Source organism: Pseudomonas fluorescens (assembly GCF_902497855.1).
Taxonomy (GTDB): Bacteria; Pseudomonadota; Gammaproteobacteria; order Pseudomonadales; family Pseudomonadaceae; genus Aquipseudomonas; species Aquipseudomonas fluorescens_BI.
The window spans coordinates 26,559-47,916 of record NZ_CABVHU010000018.1 but is presented as its reverse complement, the minus strand read 5'-3'; the positions used below and the strand labels follow the sequence as shown (position 1 = coordinate 47,916).

Sequence of the window (21,358 nt, the reverse complement as noted above, 5' to 3'; positions counted from 1 at the left end):
AGGTAGGACACCGTGAACCCGGTTATCAAAAAATTCCAGTTCGGTCAGTCGACCGTTACCCTCGAGACTGGCCGTATCGCCCGTCAGGCCTCCGGCGCAGTATTGGTCACCGTTGACGACGACGTCAGCGTGTTGGTGACTGTGGTCGGCGCCAAGCAAGCCGATCCAGGCAAGGGCTTCTTCCCTCTGTCCGTTCACTACCAGGAAAAGACTTACGCTGCCGGTAAGATCCCTGGCGGTTTCTTCAAGCGTGAAGGCCGTCCTTCCGAGAAAGAAACCCTGACTTCCCGACTGATCGACCGTCCGATCCGTCCGCTGTTCCCAGAAGGCTTCATGAACGAAGTGCAGGTTGTCTGCACCGTTGTTTCCACCAGCAAGAAGACCGATCCGGACATCGCTGCGATGATCGGTACTTCGGCGGCCCTGGCCATCTCCGGCATTCCTTTCGATGGCCCGATCGGCGCTGCCCGCGTTGCGTTCCACGAAAGCACCGGTTACCTGCTGAACCCGACTTACGAACAGCTGAAAGCCTCGAGCCTGGACATGGTCGTTGCCGGTACCGCCGACGCCGTGCTGATGGTTGAATCGGAAGCCAAAGAGCTGACCGAAGACCAGATGCTGGGCGCGGTACTGTTCGCTCAAGACGAATTCCAGGTCGTGATCAACGCTGTCAAGGAACTGGCTGCCGAAGCCGCCAAGCCAACCTGGGCCTGGGCTCCACAGCCAGAAGCCAGCGCACTGCTGGGCGCTATCCGTGCCGAGTTCGGCGACGCGATTTCCCAGGCTTACACCATCACTGTCAAAGCTGACCGTTATGCACGTCTGGGCGAGCTGAAAGACCAGGTGGTTGCCAGCCTGTCCGGCCAAGAAGGCCAGCCGACTTCCGCCGAAGTCAAAGCGGCTTTCGGTGAAATAGAATACCGCACCGTTCGCGAAAACATCGTGAACGGCAAGCCACGTATCGACGGTCGCGACACCCGCACCGTTCGTCCGCTGAACATCGAAGTGGGTGTTCTGCCGAAGACCCACGGTTCGGCGCTGTTCACCCGTGGCGAAACCCAGGCCCTGGTTGTTGCAACACTGGGCACCGCCCGTGACGCACAGCTGCTGGACACCCTGGAAGGCGAGAAAAAAGACCCGTTCATGCTGCACTACAACTTCCCTCCGTTCTCGGTAGGCGAGTGTGGTCGCATGGGTGGCGCCGGTCGTCGCGAAATCGGTCACGGCCGTCTGGCCCGTCGTTCGATCCAGGCCATGCTGCCGGCTGCCGACGTGTTCCCGTACACCATCCGTGTGGTGTCGGAAATCACCGAGTCCAACGGTTCGAGCTCCATGGCTTCGGTCTGCGGCGCTTCCCTGGCCCTGATGGACGCCGGTGTGCCGATGAAGGCGCCGGTTGCCGGTATCGCCATGGGTCTGGTTAAAGAAGGCGAGAAATTTGCCGTCCTGACCGACATCCTGGGCGACGAAGACCACCTGGGCGACATGGACTTCAAGGTAGCCGGTACCGCCAAAGGCGTGACCGCGCTGCAGATGGACATCAAGATCAAGGGCATCACCGAAGAGATCATGGAGATCGCTCTGGGCCAAGCCCTGGAAGCGCGCCTGAACATCCTCGGTCAGATGAACCAGATCATTGGCCAGTCGCGTACCGAACTGTCGGAAAACGCTCCGACCATGATCGCGATGAAAATCGACACCGACAAAATCCGTGATGTCATCGGTAAAGGCGGCGCGACCATTCGTGCGATCTGTGAAGAGACCAAGGCTTCGATCGACATCGAAGACGACGGCTCGATCAAGATCTTCGGCGAAACCAAGGAAGCGGCTGAAGCAGCACGTCAGCGCGTTCTGGGCATCACCGCTGAAGCCGAGATCGGCAAGATCTACGTCGGCAAGGTTGAGCGCATCGTCGACTTCGGCGCATTCGTCAACATCCTGCCTGGCAAGGACGGTCTGGTTCACATCTCGATGCTGAGCGACGCTCGCGTCGAGAAAGTGACCGACATCCTCAAAGAAGGCCAGGAAGTGGAAGTACTGGTACTGGACGTGGACAACCGCGGCCGTATCAAGCTGTCCATCAAAGACGTAGCGGCGGCCAAGGCTTCGGGCGTTTAATCACTCCCCACGCCTGACCGTTTCAACGTTCTGGAAAATGCCTCGCCGTGAAAACGGTGGGGCATTTTTTTGTGCACAGAAAGATCAAAAGATCGCAGCCTGTGGCAGCTCCTGCACAGGGTCTTATATTGGAGCTGCCGCAGGCTCGGGCCGCGTTCGGACGATCTTTTGATCTTTGTAGCGCGGTCAGTTGCCTGACTCCATGGTCAGTGCTAGGTTTAGCCCACCGCCCGTGTAGCTCAGCCGGTAGAGCAGCGCACTCGTAACGCGAAGGTCGCAGGTTCGATTCCTGTCTCGGGCACCAGCGACACTTTGTTTTCAGATGATCCCGAATGGTTCTGAAGGCCAGATAAACCGGGTTTACGCGGTTTTTTTGCGTCAGAGAGATCCTTGATGATCCAGATCCATCTTCCATTCCCCAAGATCAGAGAGAACGCCATGACCGTTAAAGAATTGACCCAGGAAGCACGGCACGAAGAAGCGCTGAAAAAGTACTTGCTGGACTCCCCCCAGCTCGCTGAAGAGATCAAGGACTTGCCCGCCGATGATCAGAAAGACCAGATCCAGTGGGCGTTCGAGGATGAAGCGGAATCCCAGGGCTTGCAGCCCTGGGAACTGACGCTCAAGTACACCTCGAGCCCCGAAGAGTTCGAGGCGGCGCGCCTGGTGCTGCACAAGGAGGCGGCCGAGGTGTTGGGCGTCGAGTGGGAAGAGTACTGCGAGATGAATAACCTGGTGGTCTGACCCTGTAGGAGCTGGCTTGCCAGCGAAGGCGGCCTCAAGCCTTGCAGCGTCCTTGAGATCGCCATCGCCGGCAAGCCGGGCTCCTACAGATTTGCTTCGCGGATCAAAGGCTCAGCCGCATCGACAGATCGACTGCCTTCACATCCTTGGTCATCGCGCCGATCGAAATGTAATCCACCCCGGTCTGCGCAATCGGCAGCAGGGTGCTTTCGTTGATCCCGCCGCTGGCTTCCAGCTTGGCCTTGCCGCCGTTCAGGCGCACCGCTTCGCGCATGTCATCCAGGCTCAACTCATCGAGCATGATGATGTCGGCACCGGCCGCCAGCGCTTCCTTGAGCTCACTCAGGCTTTCCACTTCGATCTCCACCGGTTTGCCCGGGGCAATCTTGTGCGCGGCGTTGATGGCCTCGGGAATGCCCCCGCAGGCGGCGATATGGTTTTCCTTGATCAGGAAGGCGTCATACAGGCCAATGCGGTGATTGTGGCAACCACCGCAGGTCACGGCGTACTTCTGGGCCAGGCGCAGCCCGGGCAGGGTCTTGCGGGTGTCCAGCAGTTTCACCTGAGTCTGGGCAACGAAATCCGCCAGATCCTGCGCACGGGTGGCAACCCCCGAAAGCAATTGCAGGAAGTTCAACGCGCTGCGTTCGCCGCTCAGCAGCGAGCGTGCCGGGCCTTCGAGGTGGAACAGCACCTGATTGGGCTTGACCCGTTCGCCATCGCTCACTTGCCAATGCACGGCAACCCGGGGGTCCAGTTGCAGGAAAACCGCATCGACCCAAGCGGTGCCGGCAATGACAGCTGCGTCGCGAGTGATGATGGTGGCTTTGGCCAGACGTTCGGCCGGGATCAGCTGTGCGGTGATGTCGCCGCTGCCGATGTCTTCGCGCAACGCACGGCGCACGTTGGCTTCGATTTCGGCGGTCAGATCGGCGAGACGTAGATTCGGCATAACGGACTCCACAAACAAAGTGCTTCGATTATAGGGGTATGGCGGGGAGCAACCCAACCCTGCTACGTCTCAATCGCGGCAAGTGATCGCGCCCGGAGGGTCTATCGCGGCATACTGGACGCAACACAGTCGTCGTTGAAGGAATCTGTATGCAGTTGGACCCCGCGAGCGGTTGGTGCCAGGGTGTGCGTTTATGCCCCTCGCCCAACTTCAATGCGCGCCCCCCGGGCGAAATTTCCCTGCTGGTGATCCACAACATCAGCTTGCCGCCGGCACAGTTCGCCACTGGCAAGGTGCAGGAATTTTTCCAGAATCGCCTGGATGTCACCGAGCATCCCTACTTTGCAGGGATCGCCGACCTGCGCGTGTCGGCGCATTTCCTGATCGAACGTGACGGCACTGTCACTCAGTTTGTCTCTTGTCTCGAGCGCGCCTGGCACGCCGGCGTCTCGAGTTTTGAAGGTCGGGAAACCTGTAACGATTTTTCCGTGGGCATCGAGCTCGAAGGCACGGATGATCTGCCCTTCACCGATGCGCAATATGAAGCGTTGACGGCCCTGACCCGGCAGCTGCAAAGCACCTTCACCGCGATCACCGCGCAGCGCATCTGCGGGCATAGCGACATCGCCCCTGGCCGCAAAACCGATCCGGGGCCAGCGTTCGACTGGGCACGCTATCGCGCCGCTCTGGAAAAAGAGGAACAACAATGAGTTTTCTGGTGTTGCTGTTGGCGGTCTGGATAGAAAAATTCTCGGCCCTGCGCCATCGGGTCCAGCGTGATGGCGGTTGGGTGCGCGAACTGCACAAGCTTGAGGCGAGTGCGCGTCTGGTGAATCGGCCATGGCTGATCCTGGTGGTGCTGGTGTTGTTGCCCGTGGCGCTGCTGGGCTTGCTGTTGCTGGTGCTGGAGCCCGTGGCTTACGGCCTGCTGGCGTTGCCCGTGCATTTGCTGGTGGTGATCTACAGCCTGGGTCGCGGCGATCTGCTGGCCGGCCTCGGCCCGTTTCGCGATGCCTGGCGCCGGGAAGACCTGCAGGCCGCCGCCCACGTGGCGGAACGTGACCTGGGTATCTGCGCCGACAGCGCTGACCAGCTGCTGGAGCGGGTCCAGGGGCATCTGCTGTGGGAAGCCTACCAGAGCTTCTTTGCGGTGATTTTCTGGTATTTCCTGCTGGGGCCGGTCGCTGCCTTGAGCTATCGACTGCTGGCACTGGCCGAAGAACACGGGCAGAACCCGGCCGTGGTCGAGCGCGCGGCACAACTGCGTCACGCGTTCGATTGGGTGCCGGTGCGGTTGCTGGCGGCGAGTTTTGCCTTGGTCGGCAACTTTGTCGCGGTCGGCCGGGTGATGTTGCACGAGCTGCTGAACTGGAACATCAGCGCCGCCCGGTTAATAGAGAAAGTCGGATTGGTGGCGGGTGAAATTCCGGCACCGGTGGTCGGACCGGATGGCATCAACAGCCTCGACCGGATCTGGGAGCTGCTGCTGCGCGCGGCGGTGCTCTGGTATGCGGGGTTTGCGTTGTGGACTGTCCTGCCGTAGCTCTGAAGTGAACTGCATTGTAGGAGCGAGCTTGCTCGCGATGGACTCAAGAGCGCCGCGTTTAATCAGCAAACACGCGTTGTTGTTAACGACCATCGTCGGAACGCCGCCCGGAGCAAGCTCGCTCCTACAGTAGGCCGCATACGCTTAACTGAACGTCATTGGGGCAAGCCTCCCCTCGCCCCAGATGTATCAGTCGTCCGAAGACATTACCTGCCCGATGAACAGCCCCGCCGTTAACCTTAAGTTACAAAACCTCCCGCCGATTTAAGTTATACAGAGACAGCATCGAATAGTGGCTATCTGCTCTCAGCCCGTGCCTGAATAAAAATAAGAAATCCAAGGGAGACTACCCGTGAAGAGCTTGCTCTATCCCGCTGTCGCGCTGATGAACCGCCTGAGTTTCGGTATGAAGTTCAGTCTGATCAGCGTGCTGTTCCTCGTGCCGATGCTGGTGACCAACTTCTATCTGGTACGCGATTCCTATCGCGAATTCCAGGGTACCCGGGTCGAACTGCAAAGCCTCGACCTGCTGGGCAGCAGCCTGACGTTGCGGCGCGATCTGGAAACCCTGAACAACCTGGTGCAGATCAACGTCACCCTCGGTCAATCCGGCAAGGCCAGCAATGTCGAAGGCAAAATCAATGCCTTGGAGCAAAGCGTTCTCGCGCGCTTGCAAGGGTTGGCCGCGATGGCCACCGAGCCGGAGCAAATCGCCGTATTCGACGCCAAACGCGATGAAATGATTGCGGCGTTCAAGGCCCAGCAAACGGAAACCTCCCTGCAAAGCAAAAGTGCGCTGATCGGCAAGTTGCTGGGCAATGCGCAGATTTTCAGCCAGATCATCGCCAGTCAGGCCGGGCTCAGCCGCGACAACCAGAGCGACATGCGTCAGCTCAGTGAACTCGTCACCCACGTCACCCCCCTCATCACCCAGATCCTGGGCGATGGGCGGGCGATGGGTGCTTACTCCTTGGGGCAGGGCTTTCTCAATTCATCCTCGAGCACCCGTTTCGATGAGCTACTGGTACAGATCGAAAAGCTGCAGGCCGAGTACGGACTGAAGTTGCAAGATGCGCTGGGCTCAAGCAGCGCGGCACAGCAAGCCCTGGCCAGTCAGGCCGAGAGTAGTAAAGCGTCGCTCAAAAAAGCCAGCGAACTGTTCGAAGAACAGGTGGTGATGGCCGATACCCTCGATGCACCCTGGCAGGCTTTTTACGATCAGGTCACGGGCCTGATGGATCAGACCTATCAACTCAACGAAGCCACCCTGACGTTTCTGGGCACCCAATTGCAGCAGCGGCTGGATCAGAACCGCACTCACATGGTATTGCAGGCCGTGGCGTTGTCGGTGGTGTTCGTGTTGATTTTTTACCTTTACGGCGGCTTCTACGCATCGACCCGCACCACGCTCAAACGCCTTGGCGCGATGATGGACAAGGTGGCGGCCGGCGACATGACGGTGACCTTCAATGCCAACAGTCGCGATGAACTGGGCGAGTTGGGCGAGGTGTTCAACGGCACCGTGAAGAAAATCCATGATTTGATCGAGCGGGTGGGGCAGACCGTCGGCGAGGTCGAGCGCCAGGCCGGGCAAGTCGAAAACGTCTCCACCCAGAGCAGCCAGGCAGTGGCAGGGCAGCGTTCGCAGATCGAGCAGGTCGCCACGGCCATGAACCAGATGTCGGCGACTTCTCTGGAGGTGGCGCGCAGTGCCGCTGCGGCGGTCAGCAGCGCCCACAGCGTCAACGACGAGACCGTCAGCGGTCGCGGGCTCGTGGAGTCCCAACAGGGCAGCATCGCGGCACTGGCCAACGAGATCGATCAGTCGGTGCGGGTGATCAATCAACTGGCCAGCGACAGCCAGTCCATCAGCCGCGTATTGGAAGTGATCAAAAGCATCGCCGAGCAAACCAATCTGCTGGCGCTCAACGCGGCTATCGAAGCCGCGCGGGCTGGTGAACAGGGCCGTGGATTCGCGGTAGTTGCTGATGAGGTCAGGACACTGGCCAAGCGCACCCAGCAATCGACCGAAGAAATCGAGCAGATGATTGCCCGGCTGCACAGTGGTGTCGGCGCTGCGGTGAAGGCCATGGGCTCAAGCCATCAGATGGCCAGCGGCACCGTGGGGCAATCAGAGAAGGTCCAGCAGGCGCTGGAAAATATTCTCGGTGCCGTCGGCATGATCGTTGACCAGAACCAGCAGATCGCGGCCGCGGTGGAGCAGCAAACCGCCGTGGCGCACGACATCGACCAGAATATCGTCGAGATCAACCGCGCCGGCGAGCGGACCGCCGAAGGTGCGCATCGGACCGAGGATGCCAGCCGTGCGTTGTCGGCTCAGGTGGTGGAGTTGAAGCAGCTGATCAGTGCGTTCCGGGTGTAAAACACCCGCTATCCCTCTCCTGTTGAGCAAAGCTTGCTCGCGATGAACCGTCAGCGACACAGATGTCGACTGATACTCCATCGCAAGCAAGCTTTGCTCCTACAGAAGAGGGCTACGTGGAAGGCCAATTGAATACTTCACGCGCATTGGCCGTGCCGGCCGCTGCCAACCGTCCAGTACTAATCCCTATAATTCCCGTCACGCAAATTTCTGGTAGATGCGCCGACCATGAGCACACCGCTCGTCGGTACTGTCATATTTGACAGGTATCATTTCCGTGTTGTTCAGACTTTAATAATTCAAGCCTTAAGGCCAACTTTTCCTGCGTTTTATTAGTATAAGGGTGGGCGTGAAAATGCATGATAAAAAGAAAGAAGATGTTTCGGGTCCGAACAGATCAAATAATGTCTCACCTAACATTCTCACGGCGGAACAGTATGAGAAAATGTCGAAAACGGCCGAAATTAAAACTGAAGTGCTAACTGTGAAACATGCCTTGTTTCAAGGATATTTAACATTTGATTATTGGTGGGAGAACAACGGTGGGCTGTTTTATTGCTACTTCAAGCAATATAGCATCAGCCCGCTGCTAGGCGACATTTCAGGTGATAAAGCAAATCTGCATTATAGCTTTGACTCACTCCAGTGGTGGGGAAGAGACTCCCCGGATGATCGGAAGCAGGACGGAGGCTGGTATAACGTTACTGATAATGAGCGTGATAAAGGCGGATGGGTTGGAGCGAATAAACATGCTCGCGTTTTTGCTCGTTTTGCGTTTGATATATTTGGGCCTGATCCAATTGTGCAGAATGAAGTTTGGTTCAATTATTAGGATAATACGCTGCTGCTATTCAAGTTGACGAGTGATGTCACCAGTGAAACAGTTCGTATGCATTGGTGGTACTGGCGGTGGCCAATTCCTCGAGGCTCACCGCCATGATCTCCGCCAGCGCCGCGCAGATCGCCGGCAAATGCGCCGGGCTGTTGCGTTGACCGGGAAACATGGCGGGCGCCATGTCCGGTGAGTCGGTTTCCAGGACCACCGACTCCAGCGGCAGTTCGGCAAGGACCCGGTGCATGCGCAATGCCTGCGGCCAGGTCGCGGCACCGCCGAGTCCGAGTTTGAAACCCAGCTTGATGTACTCGCGGGCTTCTTCCTTGCTGCCAGCAAAGGCATGGATGATTCCCGCGCGGTTCAACTTGAACCGTTTGAGCGTGGCAATCACCGCCGCATGGCTGCGCCGGACATGGATCAACGCGGGCAGATCGAAGTCCTTCGCCAGCCCGAGCTGCGCCTCGAACAGCGCCTGCTGACGTTCGCGATCGAGGGTCTCGATAAAGTAATCCAGGCCGATCTCGCCCACCGCACACAACTGCCGATGACCGGCCAGCCGAGTCAGCCAGTCACCGAGTTCCTTCAAGTCTTCAGGGCGGTGATCATCCAGATACACCGGGTGCAAACCGAATGCCGCATGCAGGTCAGGGTCGCTTTGCACCAGCTCCCAGACCCGCTGCCAGTTGCCCTGATACACCCCCAATACCACCATCCGCCGCACCCCGAGGGCGCGGCTCTCGGCCAGCAGCGCCTGACGGTCCTCGTCGAAGTCCGGAAAATCCAGATGAGTGTGGGTGTCGATAAGCTCCACGATTCAGTCCTGACGAATACGCTGCTTGAAGGTCCGCGCGATGGCCTGCACGCCGGGTTGGTAATCGGACTGCTCGATGGCGGCCAGCGCCAGCGCCAGGGCCTTGTCGGCAATCAGTTGATGCTGTTGGGCCATGGCATTGACCGGCAATGGCAGGAAGTCCAGCAACTGCGTGTCGCCAAAGGTGCCGAGGCGCAGCGGGCGGGACTTCAGCGGGAAGTCATGCAAGGCATCGAACACGCCCTGCAGCAGTACATAGGACGTGGTCACCAGCGCATCCGGCAAATGGCCCAGGCGCTGGAGCAATTCGTCCATCAATTGTTTACCGCACTCGCGGCTGAACGATTCGCCGTGTTCGATCAGGATATCGCCGTCAAACCCGGCCAGCGCCTCTTTGAAACCGGCCGCACGTTCCTGGCTGATGCTCAGTTCCGGGCGGGCACCGATCAGCGCGATCTGCTTGGGCAACGGCTCAAGCAGACTGCGCGTAAGCTGCAGACTGGCCTCGCGGTCATCACTGATCACCGAGCAGAAATACTCAGGCTCCATCACCCGATCGATGGCGATGATCGGAATGCCCTTGGCTTGCAACTGACGGTAACTGTCATCACCCGCCGGCAAACAACTGGCGACGATCAGTGCATCGCAGCGCCGGGCGCGGAACAGTTGCAGCAACTGCCGTTCGCTGTCCGGCGCATCGTCGGAGCTGGCGATCAACAACTGATAGCCGCGCGCCCGGGCGCCTTGTTCCAGCAATTTGGCGATCCGCGCGTAACTGGGGTTTTCCAGGTCCGGCAGAATGAAGCCCAGGGTGCGGGTGTGCCGACTGCGCAGTCCGGCGGCCTGGGGATTGGGCGTGAAGCCATGTTGTTCGACGACCGCGCGCACGCGTTCGACGGTGGCACTGCTGATGCGTTGCTGCTCGGCCTTGCCATTGATGACGTAACTGGCGGTGGTAACGGACACACCGGCCAACTGTGCAATATCACTGAGTTTCAACCCGGGAATTCCTTGTTTTTTCGAGCTTGCCGCGACATGTACGCCAATCCTAACCGATTCAGCCAGACGACCCCTGTCTCAACGCATCCGACAAGTTGGGCTTCAAGGATGAGACATTATCGAGTAACGTGCCAATCATTCTAGATTAAACGTTTCAGCAGGCGTATTTTCTAGGTTTAAGACGTCTTTGGTCGGTTCTGCCGCGAAACTGCCAAATGGCTTCTGAAAAGGTCGTACCCAGCGCCTAAGCTGGAATCATTCAAAACAATACCTGGTGCCCAGGCGCCAAAAAGGAGAAAGCATGCTCGAGCTCACCATAGAGCAGATTTCCATGGGCCAATCGGCTGTGGATAAGTCCACTGCGTTGCACCTGCTGGCCCAGCACCTGGTCGCAGATGGCCTGGTGGCCGAGGGTTATCTCGCCGGTTTGCAGGCGCGCGAAGCCCAGGGCTCGACCTTTCTCGGTCAAGGTATTGCCATTCCCCACGGAACTCCGGAAACCCGCGACCAGGTGTTTTCCACCGGGGTACGGCTGATGCAATTTCCCGAGGGCGTGGATTGGGGCGACGGTCAGATCGTCTACCTGGCGATCGGCATTGCGGCCAAATCCGACGAACACCTGCGCCTGCTGCAACTGCTGACCCGTGCCCTGGGCGAGACCGACCTGGGCCAGGCCCTGCGCCGCGCCAGTTCCGCCGAAGCCTTGTTGAAACTGCTGCAAGGCGCGCCGCAAGAGCTGGCGCTGGATGCACAGATGATCGGCCTCGGTGTGTCTGCCGATGATTTCGAAGAGCTGGTCTGGCGCGGTGCGCGTTTATTGCGTCAGGCCGACTGCGTCAGCAACGGTTTCTCCGCGGTGCTGCAACAGGTCGACGCGTTGCCGCTGGGCGACGGGCTGTGGTGGTTGCACAGTGAGCAAACGGTCAAGCGTCCGGGCCTGGCCTTCGTCACCCCGGACAAGCCGATGCGTTATCTCGGCCAGCCGTTGAGCGGTCTGTTCTGCCTGGCCAGCCTCGGTGAAGCCCATCAGGCATTGCTGGAGCGGCTTTGTGCATTGTTGATCGAAGGTCGTGGCCATGAATTGGGCCGCGCCACCAGCAGCCGCAAAGTCCTCGAGGTGCTCGGTGGTGAGCTGCCGGCGGACTGGCCGAGCGCACGCATCGCCCTGGCCAACGCCCACGGCCTGCATGCGCGCCCGGCAAAAATCCTCGCGCAACTGGCGAAAAGTTTCGAAGGTGAGATTCGTGTGCGCATCGTCGATGGCCAGGACAGCGCGGTGTCGGTAAAGAGCTTGAGCAAGCTGCTCAGCCTTGGCGCCCGGCGCGGTCAGGTATTGGAGTTCATTGCCGAGCCAAGCATTGCCGCCGATGCCTTGCCGGCGTTGCTGGCGGCGATCGAAGAAGGCCTCGGTGAAGAGGTCGAGCCGCTGCCGGCCGTGAGCCAGCAGCGCGAAGTGCTCACCGAGATCGCCGAAGTGTTGCTCGCGCCAGCCTCCGGCAGCCTGGTTCAGGCCATCGCTGCGGCACCGGGCATCGCCATCGGTCCCGCCCATATTCAAGTGCTGCAAACCATCGATTACCCGCTGCGCGGAGAATCCGCCGCCATCGAGCGCGAGCGCCTCCAGCAAGCGCTGACGCAGGTGCGCCGCGACATCGAAGGCTTGATCGAGCGCAGCAAATCCAAAGCGATTCGCGAGATCTTCATCACCCACCAGGAAATGCTCGACGACCCGGAGTTGACCGATGAAGTCGACACCCGCCTCAAGCAAGGCGAAAGCGCCGAAGCGGCGTGGATGGCGGTGATCGAAGCGGCTGCCAAACAGCAGGAATCGCTGCAGGACGCCTTGCTCGCCGAACGTGCCGCCGACTTGCGCGATATCGGTCGTCGGGTGCTGGCGCAACTCTGTGGGGTCGAAACCCCGAGCGAGCCCGAGCAACCGTACATTCTGGTGATGGATGAAGTCGGCCCATCGGACGTCGCCCGTCTCGATCCGACTCGCGTCGCCGGCATTCTCACCGCCCGTGGCGGTGCCACCGCCCACAGCGCCATCGTTGCCCGGGCGCTGGGCATTCCGGCGCTGGTGGGCGCGGGTGCGGCGGTATTGCTGCTGGCGCCGGGCACGCCGCTGCTGATCGATGGCCAGCGCGGTCGCCTGCACGTGGACGCCGATGCCGCAACCTTGCAGCGCGCCATCGAAGAACGCGACACCCGTGAGCTACGCCTGAAGGCCGCTGCCGAACAACGCCATCAACCGGCCTTGACCACCGACGGCCACGCCGTGGAAGTGTTCGCCAACATCGGCGAAAGCGCCGGCGTCACCAGCGCGGTGGAGCAGGGCGCCGAAGGCATTGGTCTGCTGCGCACCGAACTGATTTTCATGGCCCACTCCCAAGCGCCGGATGAAGCCACCCAGGAAGTCGAATACCGTCGCGTACTCGATGGCCTGGCCGGTCGGCCGCTGGTGGTGCGCACCCTCGATGTCGGTGGCGACAAACCGCTGCCCTATTGGCCGATCGCCAAAGAGGAAAACCCCTTCCTGGGCGTGCGCGGCATTCGCCTGACCCTGCAACGCCCGCACATCATGGAAGCGCAATTGCGCGCCTTGCTCCGTGCGGCCGATAACCGTCCGCTGCGCATCATGTTCCCGATGGTCGGGAGCGTCGATGAGTGGCGTCAGGCCCGGGACATGACCGAACGCCTGCGCCTGGAAATCCCCGTGGCCGATCTGCAACTGGGGATCATGATCGAGGTGCCCTCGGCGGCCTTGCTGGCGCCGGTGCTGGCCAGGGAAGTCGACTTTTTCAGCGTCGGCACCAACGACCTGACCCAATACACCCTGGCCATCGACCGTGGCCATCCAACCTTGTCGGCCCAGGCTGACGGCTTGCACCCCGCGGTGCTGCAACTGATCGACATAACCGTGCGGGCGGCCCATGCCCATGGCAAGTGGGTCGGCGTGTGCGGCGAGCTGGCGGCCGACCCGCTGGCGGTGCCGGTGCTGGTCGGGCTGGGGGTGGATGAGCTCAGCGTGTCGGGCCGCAGCATTGCCGAGGTCAAGGCGCGCATCCGCGAACTCAGCCTGACCCAGACTCAAACCCTTGCCCAACAGGCCCTGGCCGTGGGCAGCGCGAACGAAGTGCGCGCATTAGTGGAGGCCCTGTAATGGCCAAGATCCTGACCTTGACCCTCAATCCGGCGCTGGACCTCACCGTCCAGTTGCCGCGCCTGGAACCCGGCGAGGTGAATCGCAGCGACGAGATGCACACCCACGCCGCCGGCAAGGGTGTGAACGTGGCGCAGGTGCTGGCGGATCTCGGGCATCAGCTCACGGTCAGCGGTTTCCTCGGCGAAGACAATCCCCAGGCGTTCGAAGCCCTGTTCGCCAGGCGCGGTTTTGTCGACGCCTTCATTCGCGTCCCCGGCGAAACCCGCAGCAACATCAAACTGGCGGAAAGCGATGGGCGCATTACCGACATCAACGGTCCCGGCCCCCTGGTCAGTGAAGCGGCGCAGCAGGCGTTGCTCGATCGACTGGATCAACTGGCTCCAGGTCATGATGCGGTTGTCGTGGCCGGCAGTCTGCCCCAAGGCATCAGCCCCGAGTGGCTGCAGGCGTTGATTGTGCGGTTGAACAACCTCGGGCTGAACGTGGCGCTGGACTCCAGTGGTGAAGCCCTGCGTGCCGGGCTCAAGGCCGCGCCGTGGCTGATCAAGCCCAACACCGAAGAGCTGGCCGACGTGCTGGGTTGCGAAGTGGTTTCGGTCACGGCCCAGGCCGAAGCCGCGAGCCGCTTGCACGCTCGAGGCATCGAGCACGTAGTGATCTCCCACGGTGCCGACGGGGTGAACTGGTTCAGTGTCGGTTCGGCGATGCATGCCACGCCGCCCAAGGTCCGCGTGGTCAGCACGGTGGGGGCGGGCGACTCGTTATTGGCCGGCATGCTTCACGGTCTGCTCAGCGCCGACACGCCTGAACAGACCCTGCGCACCGCCACGGCGATTGCCGCGATGGCGGTCACCCAGATCGGTTTCGGCATCGGCGACGTCGCGCAATTGGCGCGGCTCGAACAGGGTGTGCGCATGCGCCCCCTGACAGAACAATAAGAGGGATTGTCATGAAGTTAGCCATTGTTACGGCCTGCCCGAACGGCATGGTCACCAGTGTGCTGTGCGCGCGGTTGCTCGATGCCGCGGCCCAGCGTCAGGGCTGGAGCACCAGCGTGGAAGTTGCCGATGCCGCGCATCCGGAACGTCAATTGTCGGCGGCCACGATCGAAGCCGCCGAGTGGCTGCTGCTGGTGACCAGCGCGCCGGTGGACATGTCGCGTTTCGTCGGCAAGCGGGTGTTCCAGAGCACGCCGGCCCAGGCCCTGCAGGATGTCGAAGCCGTGCTGCGCCGCGGCGCTGAAGAAGCCGAGGTGTACGCCGCTCCCGAAGCGGTCGCCGAGCCTGCTGCTGTCGTTAAAAACGCACCACGCCTGGTGGCAGTGACCGCCTGCCCGACCGGTGTCGCGCATACTTTCATGGCCGCCGAAGCCTTGCAGCAGGCCGCCAAGCGCCTGGGCTACGACCTGCAAGTGGAAACCCAGGGCTCGGTCGGCGCGCGCAATCCGTTGAGCGCTGATGCCATTGCCGATGCCGATGTGGTGTTGCTGGCGGCGGACATCGAAGTCGCCACTGAGCGGTTCGCCGGCAAGAAGATTTACCGTTGCGGCACCGGCATTGCCCTCAAGCAAGCCGAAGCGACGCTGAACAAGGCGCTGGCCGAAGGCAAGCAGGAAACGGCGGCCACCGGCGGTAAAGGCCCGGCCAAGCAAGAGAAAACCGGCGTTTATAAACACCTGCTGACCGGGGTGTCGTTCATGCTGCCGATGGTGGTGGCGGGCGGCCTGATGATCGCCTTGTCGTTCGTGTTCGGCATCACCGCGTTCAAGGAGGAGGGCACGCTCGCGGCCGCCCTGATGCAGATCGGTGGCGAGACCGCGTTCAAGCTGATGGTGCCGTTGCTGGCGGGTTATATCGCCTATTCGATCGCCGACCGTCCCGGCCTGGCGCCGGGGATGATCGGCGGTCTGCTGGCCAGCACCCTGGGCGCCGGGTTCATCGGCGGGATCATTGCCGGCTTCATCGCCGGTTACGCCGCGCAGGCGATCAATCGCTATGCGCGCTTGCCGCAAAGTCTCGAAGCGCTGAAGCCGATCCTGATCATCCCGTTGCTGGCGAGCCTGTTCACCGGCCTGGTGATGATCTACGTGGTCGGCAAACCGGTCGCCGGGATGCTCACCGGGCTCACGCACTTCCTCGACAGCATGGGCACCACCAACGCGATCCTGCTCGGTGTGTTGCTGGGCGGCATGATGTGCGTCGACCTCGGCGGGCCGATCAACAAGGCCGCTTACGCCTTTTCGGTGGGGTTGCTGGCGTCACAGAGTTATGCACCGATGGCCGCGACCATGGCCGCGGGCATGGTGCCGCCGATCGGCCTCGGTATCGCCACGTTCATCGCCCGGCGCAAGTTCGCCCAGACCGAACGCGAGGCCGGTAAAGCGGCGTTGGTGTTGGGGCTGTGCTTTATCTCCGAAGGCGCGATTCCGTTTGCCGCGAAAGACCCGTTGCGGGTGATCCCGGCGAGCATTGCCGGTGGTGCGCTGACGGGAGCGTTGTCGATGTATTTCGGCTGCAAACTCATGGCGCCCCACGGTGGGTTGTTCGTGCTGGCGATTCCGAATGCGATCAATCATGCCTTGTTGTATCTGCTGGCGATTGTGGCCGGGAGTTTGCTGACGGCAGTGGCGTATGCGCTGCTCAAGCGGCCGGAAGTGGTGGAGATGGCGCTGGAGCCCGCCAAGGCCTAACCTCTCCACACCCCTGTAGGAGCTGGCTTGCCAGCGAAGGCGGCGGGACAGTCAATATTGATGTCGCCTGACACACCGCTTTCGCTGGCAAGCCAGCTCCTACAGGGATCGCATTTCACGCCAGTGTCATGCGTAGGTGCTTAAGTTTTCCTTTTAAAGGGAGAACCCCATGAGCGAATTCGACCTCGGTCGCCGTCGTGTCATGCAAGCCGTCGGCGCCGGCCTGCTGCTTCCGGGCCTGGCGCCGGCGGTGATTGCCTCGGTCAAGGACCGTCCACAACTCACCGATGGCGTGCAATCCGGCGACCTGCTGGGTGACCGGGCGATGGTCTGGAGCCGCTGCGACCGTCCCGCGCGGATGGTGGTGGAGTGGGACACCCGCAGCCTGTTCAGCAACCCCCGTCGATTCGTCTCGCCCTTGGCCGATGTCCGCACCGACTTCACCGCCCGGGTCGAACTCAGCGGACTGCCCGCCGACCAGGCGATTTTTTATCGGGTGTCTTTCGAAGACGCCCGGTGCGGAGTCGCCAGCGAACCCTGGTTCGGCCACCTGCGCAGTGTGCCCCAGGCCCGTCGCGACATCCGCTTCGTCTGGAGCGGCGACACCGTAGGCCAGGGGTTCGGCATCAATCCGGACATCGGCGGCATGCGCATCTATGAAGCCATGCGTTTGCGCCTGCCGGACTTTTTTATCCACAGCGGCGATACCATCTACGCGGACGGCCCGGTGCCGGCGCAGCTCATGACGGAGAGTGGTCGCGTTTGGCGCAATCTCACCAGCGAAGCCAAAAGCAAAGTCGCCCAGACCCTCGATGACTACCGCGGCAATTACCGCTACAACCTGATGGATGAAAACATCCGTCGCTTCAACGCCGAGGTGCCGCAGATCTGGCAGTGGGACGACCACGAAGTGGTGAACAACTGGTCGCCGGGCAAGCAACTGGATGGGCGTTACACGAACAAAGATATCCACAGTCTGGTGAGTCACGGGCGCCAGGCCTGGCTCGACTATGCGCCGATGCGATGGCAGGGCGCTGATGGCGGTGGGCGGATTTATCGCAAGCTCGGCTACGGCCCGTTGCTCGATGTGTTCGTTCTCGACATGCGCAGTTATCGTGGGGCGAACGACGACAACCTCGGCACCGCCAAAGCCTTCCTTGGACGTGAACAACTGGACTGGCTCAAACGCGAATTGAAAGGCTCTAGTGCCCAGTGGAAAGTCATCGCCGCCGACATGCCGATCGGTCTGGGTGTCTCCGACGGTGAAGTCAGCCCGGGGGTGGCCCGCTGGGAAGCCGTGGCCAACGGTGATCCGGGACCGGCCCAGGGGCGTGAACTGGAGATCGCCCAATTGCTCGGTTTCCTGCGAGCGCAGCAGGTACGCAATTACGTCTGGCTGACGGCGGATGTGCATTACTGCGCGGCCCATCACTACCACCCGGATCGCGCGGCATTCCAGGACTTCGAGCCGTTCTGGGAATTTGTCGCCGGTCCGCTGAATGCGGGGAGCTTCGGCCCGGAGCCACTGGATAAAACCTTTGGCCCTGAAGTGGTGTTCGAAAAGGCACCGCCGGTGCAGAACGCTTCACCCTTTGCCGGATTTCAGTTTTTTGGCGAGGTGAATATCGATGGGCAGACGGGGGAGATGAGCGTGGTGTTGCGGGATCTGGATGGGGTGAGCGTATTTGAGAAGCAGCTGCAGGCGATGTAATAGCCTCAGCTGGACATTCCATGGTTACCATCCGTTACCCAGCTTAACTTCGCCGTTAATTAGGAATAAAGCGCCGTGCTATAACCAATCGGCATAATAAACTGTCATTTGTTACAGGTGTTTTTTGGTTGTTTTCATTGAAAGCTAAGAGGGTGGTGATTGAAACCTTGAACGCCAATCGAGTAAAGACCAATGAAACTGATAAATGGACAACAAAGATCATCATGGAAGGCAGTTATATCCTTGATATTGTGCACGCTGTTTCTTTCTGCTTGCAAAAATGAAAATCAAACCGATGCAGGGTTATGCAACGGAGGATGGGGAATGGTGGGTGCTTATTACTGCGATATCGCGCCCATCGGTGGCGGCCATTTTCTATGTGTTTTTTTAGGGAAGGACAATGATGGCAACGGCGTTTATCGAAGCGGTACTGCAGACCGCTGTTTGATCGATGACCATAAAGACATCCCTTGCGACCAAATGTGTGACCTTAACAACAACTGCTCTAAGGTCACCTGCCTCAGTCAGCAGCAGATCGACAAGATCAAGGCGCGAGCAAAGCTTAATAAGCGTGATCCAGAAAGCGAGTCGCCACAGTAACGTTGAGCCCCGAATCAAGCAGTTGGTTATCCAGGCATCACATTGTTGTTAATGTGACGCCAGGATACCCAGCCAATATTCAGCTCTATCAGTAAACGTCGCGGCGGTAGCGGCCTTCTTCGATCAGGCGGTCGACCGCTTCGATTCCGAGCACTTCATTGAGCACGTGGTCCACCCCTGAGGCCATCCCCTGCAAGCTGCCGCAGATGTAAATGACGGCGCCATCCGCCAGCCATTTTTTCAGTTCTGCGGCTGACTCGCGCAGTCGATCCTGCACGTAGATCTTCTCGGCCTGATCCCGCGAGAACGCCAGGTCCAATCGCTCCAGATCACCTGAAATCAGCCATTCTTCAAGCTCATCGCGGCACAGGTAATCGTGCTCGCGATGGCGCTCGCCGAACAACAGCCAATGACGCTGCTGCCCGTCGGCAATCCGCGCCTTGAGCAAGCTGCGCAGCCCCGCGAGACCGGTACCGTTGCCCAGCAAAATCATCGGCACCGGCTCGGTCGGCAGATGAAAACCGCTGTTGCGTCGTACCCGCAGGCTGATGGTGCCGCCCACCGGCACGTGTTCGGTCAGCCAGCCGGAGCCGATGCCGAGCCTGCCGTCGGGGTGCAGTTCCTGGCGCACGATCAGTTCCAGTACGCCATCGGCGGCAATCGAGGCGATGGAGTACTCGCGCATGGCCAACGGCACCAAGGCGTCCACCAGCGCTTGTGCGTGCAGACCGACCAGATGGGTCCGGTTCTCGGGCAACTGTCGACTGGCGAGGGCTTGCTCCAGCGGTTGCGACAGGTCGTCGAGCGTCACCGTGGCTCGACCGTCGATGCCCAGGCCATCGAGGAAGTGCTCGATCGCCCACGGGCAATTGCGCGGCAGTACTTCCACCAGGTCACCGGCCAACCAGCTGCTGGTGGTAGGGGCGGCGAGGCCCAGCATGTACACGCCCGAACTGCTGCTGTCCGGGTTGAGCAAGTCCCGGCGAACCAGGGTCCAGTGGTCATAGCCGGGCGCTTGCCAGGTGTCCACGGGCGCCTGTCCGGTCACCAGGCCGAGTTGCTGCTGCCAGTGACGCAAGGCGTAGGGGTCGCCGCTGTCGACTTCCACCGGGGCGAACAGGGTCTTGCCGCCGTGCTCGCCCAGCCAGGTGTGCAAGCGTCGGGCGAAACCGCAGAAGTGCTGATACTGCCGATCACCGAGGCCGAGCACCGCATAGTTCAGGCGCTCCAGGCTCGGCGCCTGGCCCAGTACCTTGCGTTCGAAGCCCCGGGCGCTGTCCGGCGCTTCGCCGTCGCCGAAAGTGCTGACCACGAACAGTGCGTTGCTGGAATCGCGCAGATCCTGCTCACTGACATCCGCCAGAGGCTGAACCTTTACCGGCAGGCCGGCGGCCTGCAATTGCCCGGCGGTCTGCCACGCCAATTGCTCGGCAAACCCGCTCTGGCTGGCGAAGCCGATCAACCAGGCCGGCGTATTGCTGTCTGATTGTGCGAGGCCTTGGCGGGCATCCTTGATCTGCTTTTTCTTGCGTCGACGATCGAGGTACAGCAACCAGCCCGTGACAAAAAACAGCGGCATGGTCAGCGCGCTGAGCGTCAGGATGATCCGCCCGACGATTCCGAAATAGCTGCCGACGTGCAGCGCGTAGATGCTGGTCAGCAACTGCGCCTTGAGGCTCTTGTCGCTGTAGCGGTCATGGCGTTTGACGATGCCGGTGGCCGGATCGAGGCTGATCTGGTTCAGTGCCCGGTCATGGGGCGAGCTGTTCAACAGATAGAACACGGTTGCCGGTTGCCCGGCCACTGGCGGCATACGAATGTTGTAGGCACTCAAGGCCGGGCCGGCGGCGCTGTAGATGCTGCTCCACATCGCGGCGTAGTCGGCGGTCGGCGCCGGGCCGGCTGGCGCAGGACCACGGCCGCCGCGAACCCGCTCGTTCTGCGGCGAATCGGAAAGCAACCGGGTCAGGCCCTTGCTGTACCACTCATAAGACCAGGACAACCCGGTCAGCGCCGCCAGGAGATAAAACACCAGGCACCAGGTGCCCGCCACCGAGTGCAGGTCCCAATTGAAGCTGCGACCTTTTTTCTTCCAGTCGAGGGTCAGCCAGGCACGCCAGCTGTTCCACTGGCGCGGCCACCGCAGGTAGAGGCCGGACAGGCAGAAGAACACCAGGATCAGCGTACAGGCGCCGGTGATCTGCCGACCGGTATCGCCCATGGCCAGGAAACGATGCAGTTGCAGCATGAAGCCGAAGAAGTCCTGGCCGACGGCATCGCCCATGAATTCGGCGGTGTACGGGTTGAAGTAGCGCATCTCGCCGCGGCGCTCACCCGGTGGCGGGGTAAAGGACACCCGGGCGGCTTTGCCGCTGTCGGTCTCGACCCAGATCATCGCCACTTTCTTGCCCGAGGCGCCTTCGATTTTTTCCACCAGTTCGGCGGGCGGCAGGACGCCGGCGACCTGCTTCTCGACCTGCAGCACAGTCGGGTTCAGCACGCTCAGGAGTTCATCCTGAAACGATACCGTCGCCCCGGTGATGCCCATCAGGGCCAGGACCAGCCCGGCGCTGATGCCGAAAAACCAGTGCAACTGGAACAGGGTTTTCTTCAACACGTCACTCGCCTTGTTCGTTCGAAAATAATCATCACGGCGCGCATTATGCCGTGGGTTGTCGAGAAGCATTCTTTTTTACGCACAAAGGCCCCGTTCATCTGGATGAACGGGGCCTGGCCCAACGCCGATACTGTAGGAGCGAGCTTGCTCGCGAAAAACTCGAGAGCGACGCGGGGTGTCAGGTTTC

At 60.8% G+C, this 21,358-nt stretch carries 15 protein-coding genes, 1 tRNA gene and 1 pseudogene; 13 read left to right on the top strand and 4 right to left on the bottom strand.

Annotated elements, in window-relative coordinates; translation table 11 throughout:
- Positions 1–12: 12 nt before the first annotated feature.
- The 3 genes from pnp to F8N96_RS28220 all read left to right on the top strand — a co-directional run bounded on the left by pnp (position 13) and on the right by F8N96_RS28220 (position 2,862).
- Positions 13–2,118 (top strand): polyribonucleotide nucleotidyltransferase, encoded by a 2,106-nt coding sequence (gene pnp, locus F8N96_RS28230; RefSeq protein WP_150800588.1) that lies wholly within the window; start codon positions 13–15, stop codon positions 2,116–2,118.
- Positions 2,119–2,346: 228 nt separating this feature from the next.
- Positions 2,347–2,422 (top strand) — tRNA-Thr (locus F8N96_RS28225).
- Positions 2,423–2,556: 134 nt separating this feature from the next.
- Positions 2,557–2,862 (top strand): DUF6388 family protein, encoded by a 306-nt coding sequence (locus F8N96_RS28220; protein WP_150766382.1) that lies wholly within the window; start codon positions 2,557–2,559, stop codon positions 2,860–2,862.
- A gap of 103 nt (positions 2,863–2,965) precedes the next feature.
- On the opposite strand, the gene nadC is transcribed toward F8N96_RS28220, so the two are convergent.
- Positions 2,966–3,814, bottom strand: coding sequence for a carboxylating nicotinate-nucleotide diphosphorylase (gene nadC / locus F8N96_RS28215; protein ID WP_150800587.1), 849 nt, complete (start codon positions 3,812–3,814; stop codon positions 2,966–2,968).
- 149 nt (positions 3,815–3,963) lie between these two features.
- On the opposite strand from nadC, the gene ampD reads away from it, so the two are divergent.
- The 5 genes and pseudogenes from ampD (at position 3,964) to F8N96_RS28190 (ending at position 8,575) form a co-directional block, all read left to right on the top strand.
- Positions 3,964–4,524, top strand: coding sequence for a 1,6-anhydro-N-acetylmuramyl-L-alanine amidase AmpD (ampD, locus tag F8N96_RS28210; protein WP_150766193.1), 561 nt, complete (start codon positions 3,964–3,966; stop codon positions 4,522–4,524).
- Positions 4,521–5,357: a regulatory signaling modulator protein AmpE gene (ampE, locus tag F8N96_RS28205; RefSeq protein ID WP_150800586.1), complete on the top strand. Its 837-nt coding sequence runs from the start codon at positions 4,521–4,523 to the stop codon at positions 5,355–5,357. The genes ampD and ampE overlap by 4 nt, the downstream gene beginning before the upstream one ends.
- Before the next feature lie 388 nt (positions 5,358–5,745).
- Positions 5,746–6,837, top strand: a pseudogene (locus F8N96_RS35925) (methyl-accepting chemotaxis protein); the annotation flags it as partial.
- Positions 6,814–7,743 carry a methyl-accepting chemotaxis protein gene (locus tag F8N96_RS35920; RefSeq protein ID WP_412071827.1) on the top strand — a complete coding sequence of 310 codons (930 nt, stop codon included), beginning with the start codon at positions 6,814–6,816 and terminating at the stop codon, positions 7,741–7,743. The pseudogene F8N96_RS35925 and the gene F8N96_RS35920, both read left to right, overlap by 24 nt.
- Positions 7,744–8,098: 355 nt before the next feature.
- Positions 8,099–8,575 carry a hypothetical protein gene (locus F8N96_RS28190; protein WP_150800584.1) on the top strand — a complete coding sequence of 159 codons (477 nt, stop codon included), beginning with the start codon at positions 8,099–8,101 and terminating at the stop codon, positions 8,573–8,575.
- Between the two features lie 37 nt (positions 8,576–8,612).
- On the opposite strand, the gene F8N96_RS28185 is transcribed toward F8N96_RS28190, so the two are convergent.
- Together F8N96_RS28185 and cra are read right to left on the bottom strand one after the other, a co-directional pair.
- The gene (locus F8N96_RS28185; protein WP_150800583.1) at positions 8,613–9,389 is read right to left on the bottom strand and encodes a TatD family hydrolase; all 777 of its coding nucleotides are present in this window, start codon (positions 9,387–9,389) and stop codon (positions 8,613–8,615) included.
- A 3-nt stretch (positions 9,390–9,392) separates the two neighbouring features.
- Positions 9,393–10,388: a catabolite repressor/activator gene (gene cra, locus F8N96_RS28180; RefSeq protein ID WP_150800582.1), complete on the bottom strand. Its 996-nt coding sequence runs from the start codon at positions 10,386–10,388 to the stop codon at positions 9,393–9,395.
- A gap of 301 nt (positions 10,389–10,689) precedes the next feature.
- On the opposite strand from cra, the gene ptsP reads away from it, so the two are divergent.
- From ptsP to F8N96_RS28150, 5 genes are all read left to right on the top strand, one after another.
- Positions 10,690–13,551: a phosphoenolpyruvate--protein phosphotransferase gene (gene ptsP / locus F8N96_RS28175; RefSeq protein WP_150800581.1), complete on the top strand. Its 2,862-nt coding sequence runs from the start codon at positions 10,690–10,692 to the stop codon at positions 13,549–13,551.
- Complete coding sequence (pfkB, locus tag F8N96_RS28170; protein ID WP_150800580.1) at positions 13,551–14,492, top strand: 1-phosphofructokinase; 942 nt, start codon at positions 13,551–13,553, stop codon at positions 14,490–14,492. Before ptsP ends, pfkB begins: the two co-directional genes overlap by 1 nt.
- Positions 14,493–14,503: 11 nt before the next feature.
- Positions 14,504–16,243 (top strand): PTS fructose-like transporter subunit IIB, encoded by a 1,740-nt coding sequence (locus F8N96_RS28165; protein ID WP_150800579.1) that lies wholly within the window; start codon positions 14,504–14,506, stop codon positions 16,241–16,243.
- A gap of 169 nt (positions 16,244–16,412) precedes the next feature.
- Complete coding sequence (locus tag F8N96_RS28155) at positions 16,413–17,954, top strand: alkaline phosphatase D family protein (RefSeq protein ID WP_150800578.1); 1,542 nt, start codon at positions 16,413–16,415, stop codon at positions 17,952–17,954.
- 192 nt (positions 17,955–18,146) lie between these two features.
- Positions 18,147–18,554: a hypothetical protein gene (locus tag F8N96_RS28150; protein ID WP_150800577.1), complete on the top strand. Its 408-nt coding sequence runs from the start codon at positions 18,147–18,149 to the stop codon at positions 18,552–18,554.
- 88 nt (positions 18,555–18,642) lie between these two features.
- Here the strand turns inward: F8N96_RS28150 and F8N96_RS28145 are convergent, their stop codons facing one another.
- The gene (locus tag F8N96_RS28145) at positions 18,643–21,171 is read right to left on the bottom strand and encodes a sulfite reductase flavoprotein subunit alpha (protein WP_150800576.1); all 2,529 of its coding nucleotides are present in this window, start codon (positions 21,169–21,171) and stop codon (positions 18,643–18,645) included.
- Between the last annotated feature and the right edge of the window lie 187 nt (positions 21,172–21,358).

What these genes read in the sequence shown, in the direction of transcription:
- F8N96_RS28165 (WP_150800579.1), top strand. Translation starts at nt 14,504, where the DNA reads ATGAAGTTAGCCATTGTTACGGCCTGCCCGAACGGCATGGTCACCAGT.
- ampE (WP_150800586.1), top strand. Translation starts at nt 4,521, where the DNA reads ATGAGTTTTCTGGTGTTGCTGTTGGCGGTCTGGATAGAAAAATTCTCG.
- F8N96_RS28190 (WP_150800584.1), top strand. Translation starts at nt 8,099, where the DNA reads ATGCATGATAAAAAGAAAGAAGATGTTTCGGGTCCGAACAGATCAAAT.
- F8N96_RS28220 (WP_150766382.1), top strand. Translation starts at nt 2,557, where the DNA reads ATGACCGTTAAAGAATTGACCCAGGAAGCACGGCACGAAGAAGCGCTG.
- F8N96_RS28150 (WP_150800577.1), top strand. Translation starts at nt 18,147, where the DNA reads ATGAAACTGATAAATGGACAACAAAGATCATCATGGAAGGCAGTTATA.
- nadC (WP_150800587.1), bottom strand. Translation starts at nt 3,814, where the DNA reads ATGCCGAATCTACGTCTCGCCGATCTGACCGCCGAAATCGAAGCCAAC.
- F8N96_RS35920 (WP_412071827.1), top strand. Translation starts at nt 6,814, where the DNA reads ATGACGGTGACCTTCAATGCCAACAGTCGCGATGAACTGGGCGAGTTG.
- ampD (WP_150766193.1), top strand. Translation starts at nt 3,964, where the DNA reads ATGCAGTTGGACCCCGCGAGCGGTTGGTGCCAGGGTGTGCGTTTATGC.
- ptsP (WP_150800581.1), top strand. Translation starts at nt 10,690, where the DNA reads ATGCTCGAGCTCACCATAGAGCAGATTTCCATGGGCCAATCGGCTGTG.
- F8N96_RS28155 (WP_150800578.1), top strand. Translation starts at nt 16,413, where the DNA reads ATGAGCGAATTCGACCTCGGTCGCCGTCGTGTCATGCAAGCCGTCGGC.
- pfkB (WP_150800580.1), top strand. Translation starts at nt 13,551, where the DNA reads ATGGCCAAGATCCTGACCTTGACCCTCAATCCGGCGCTGGACCTCACC.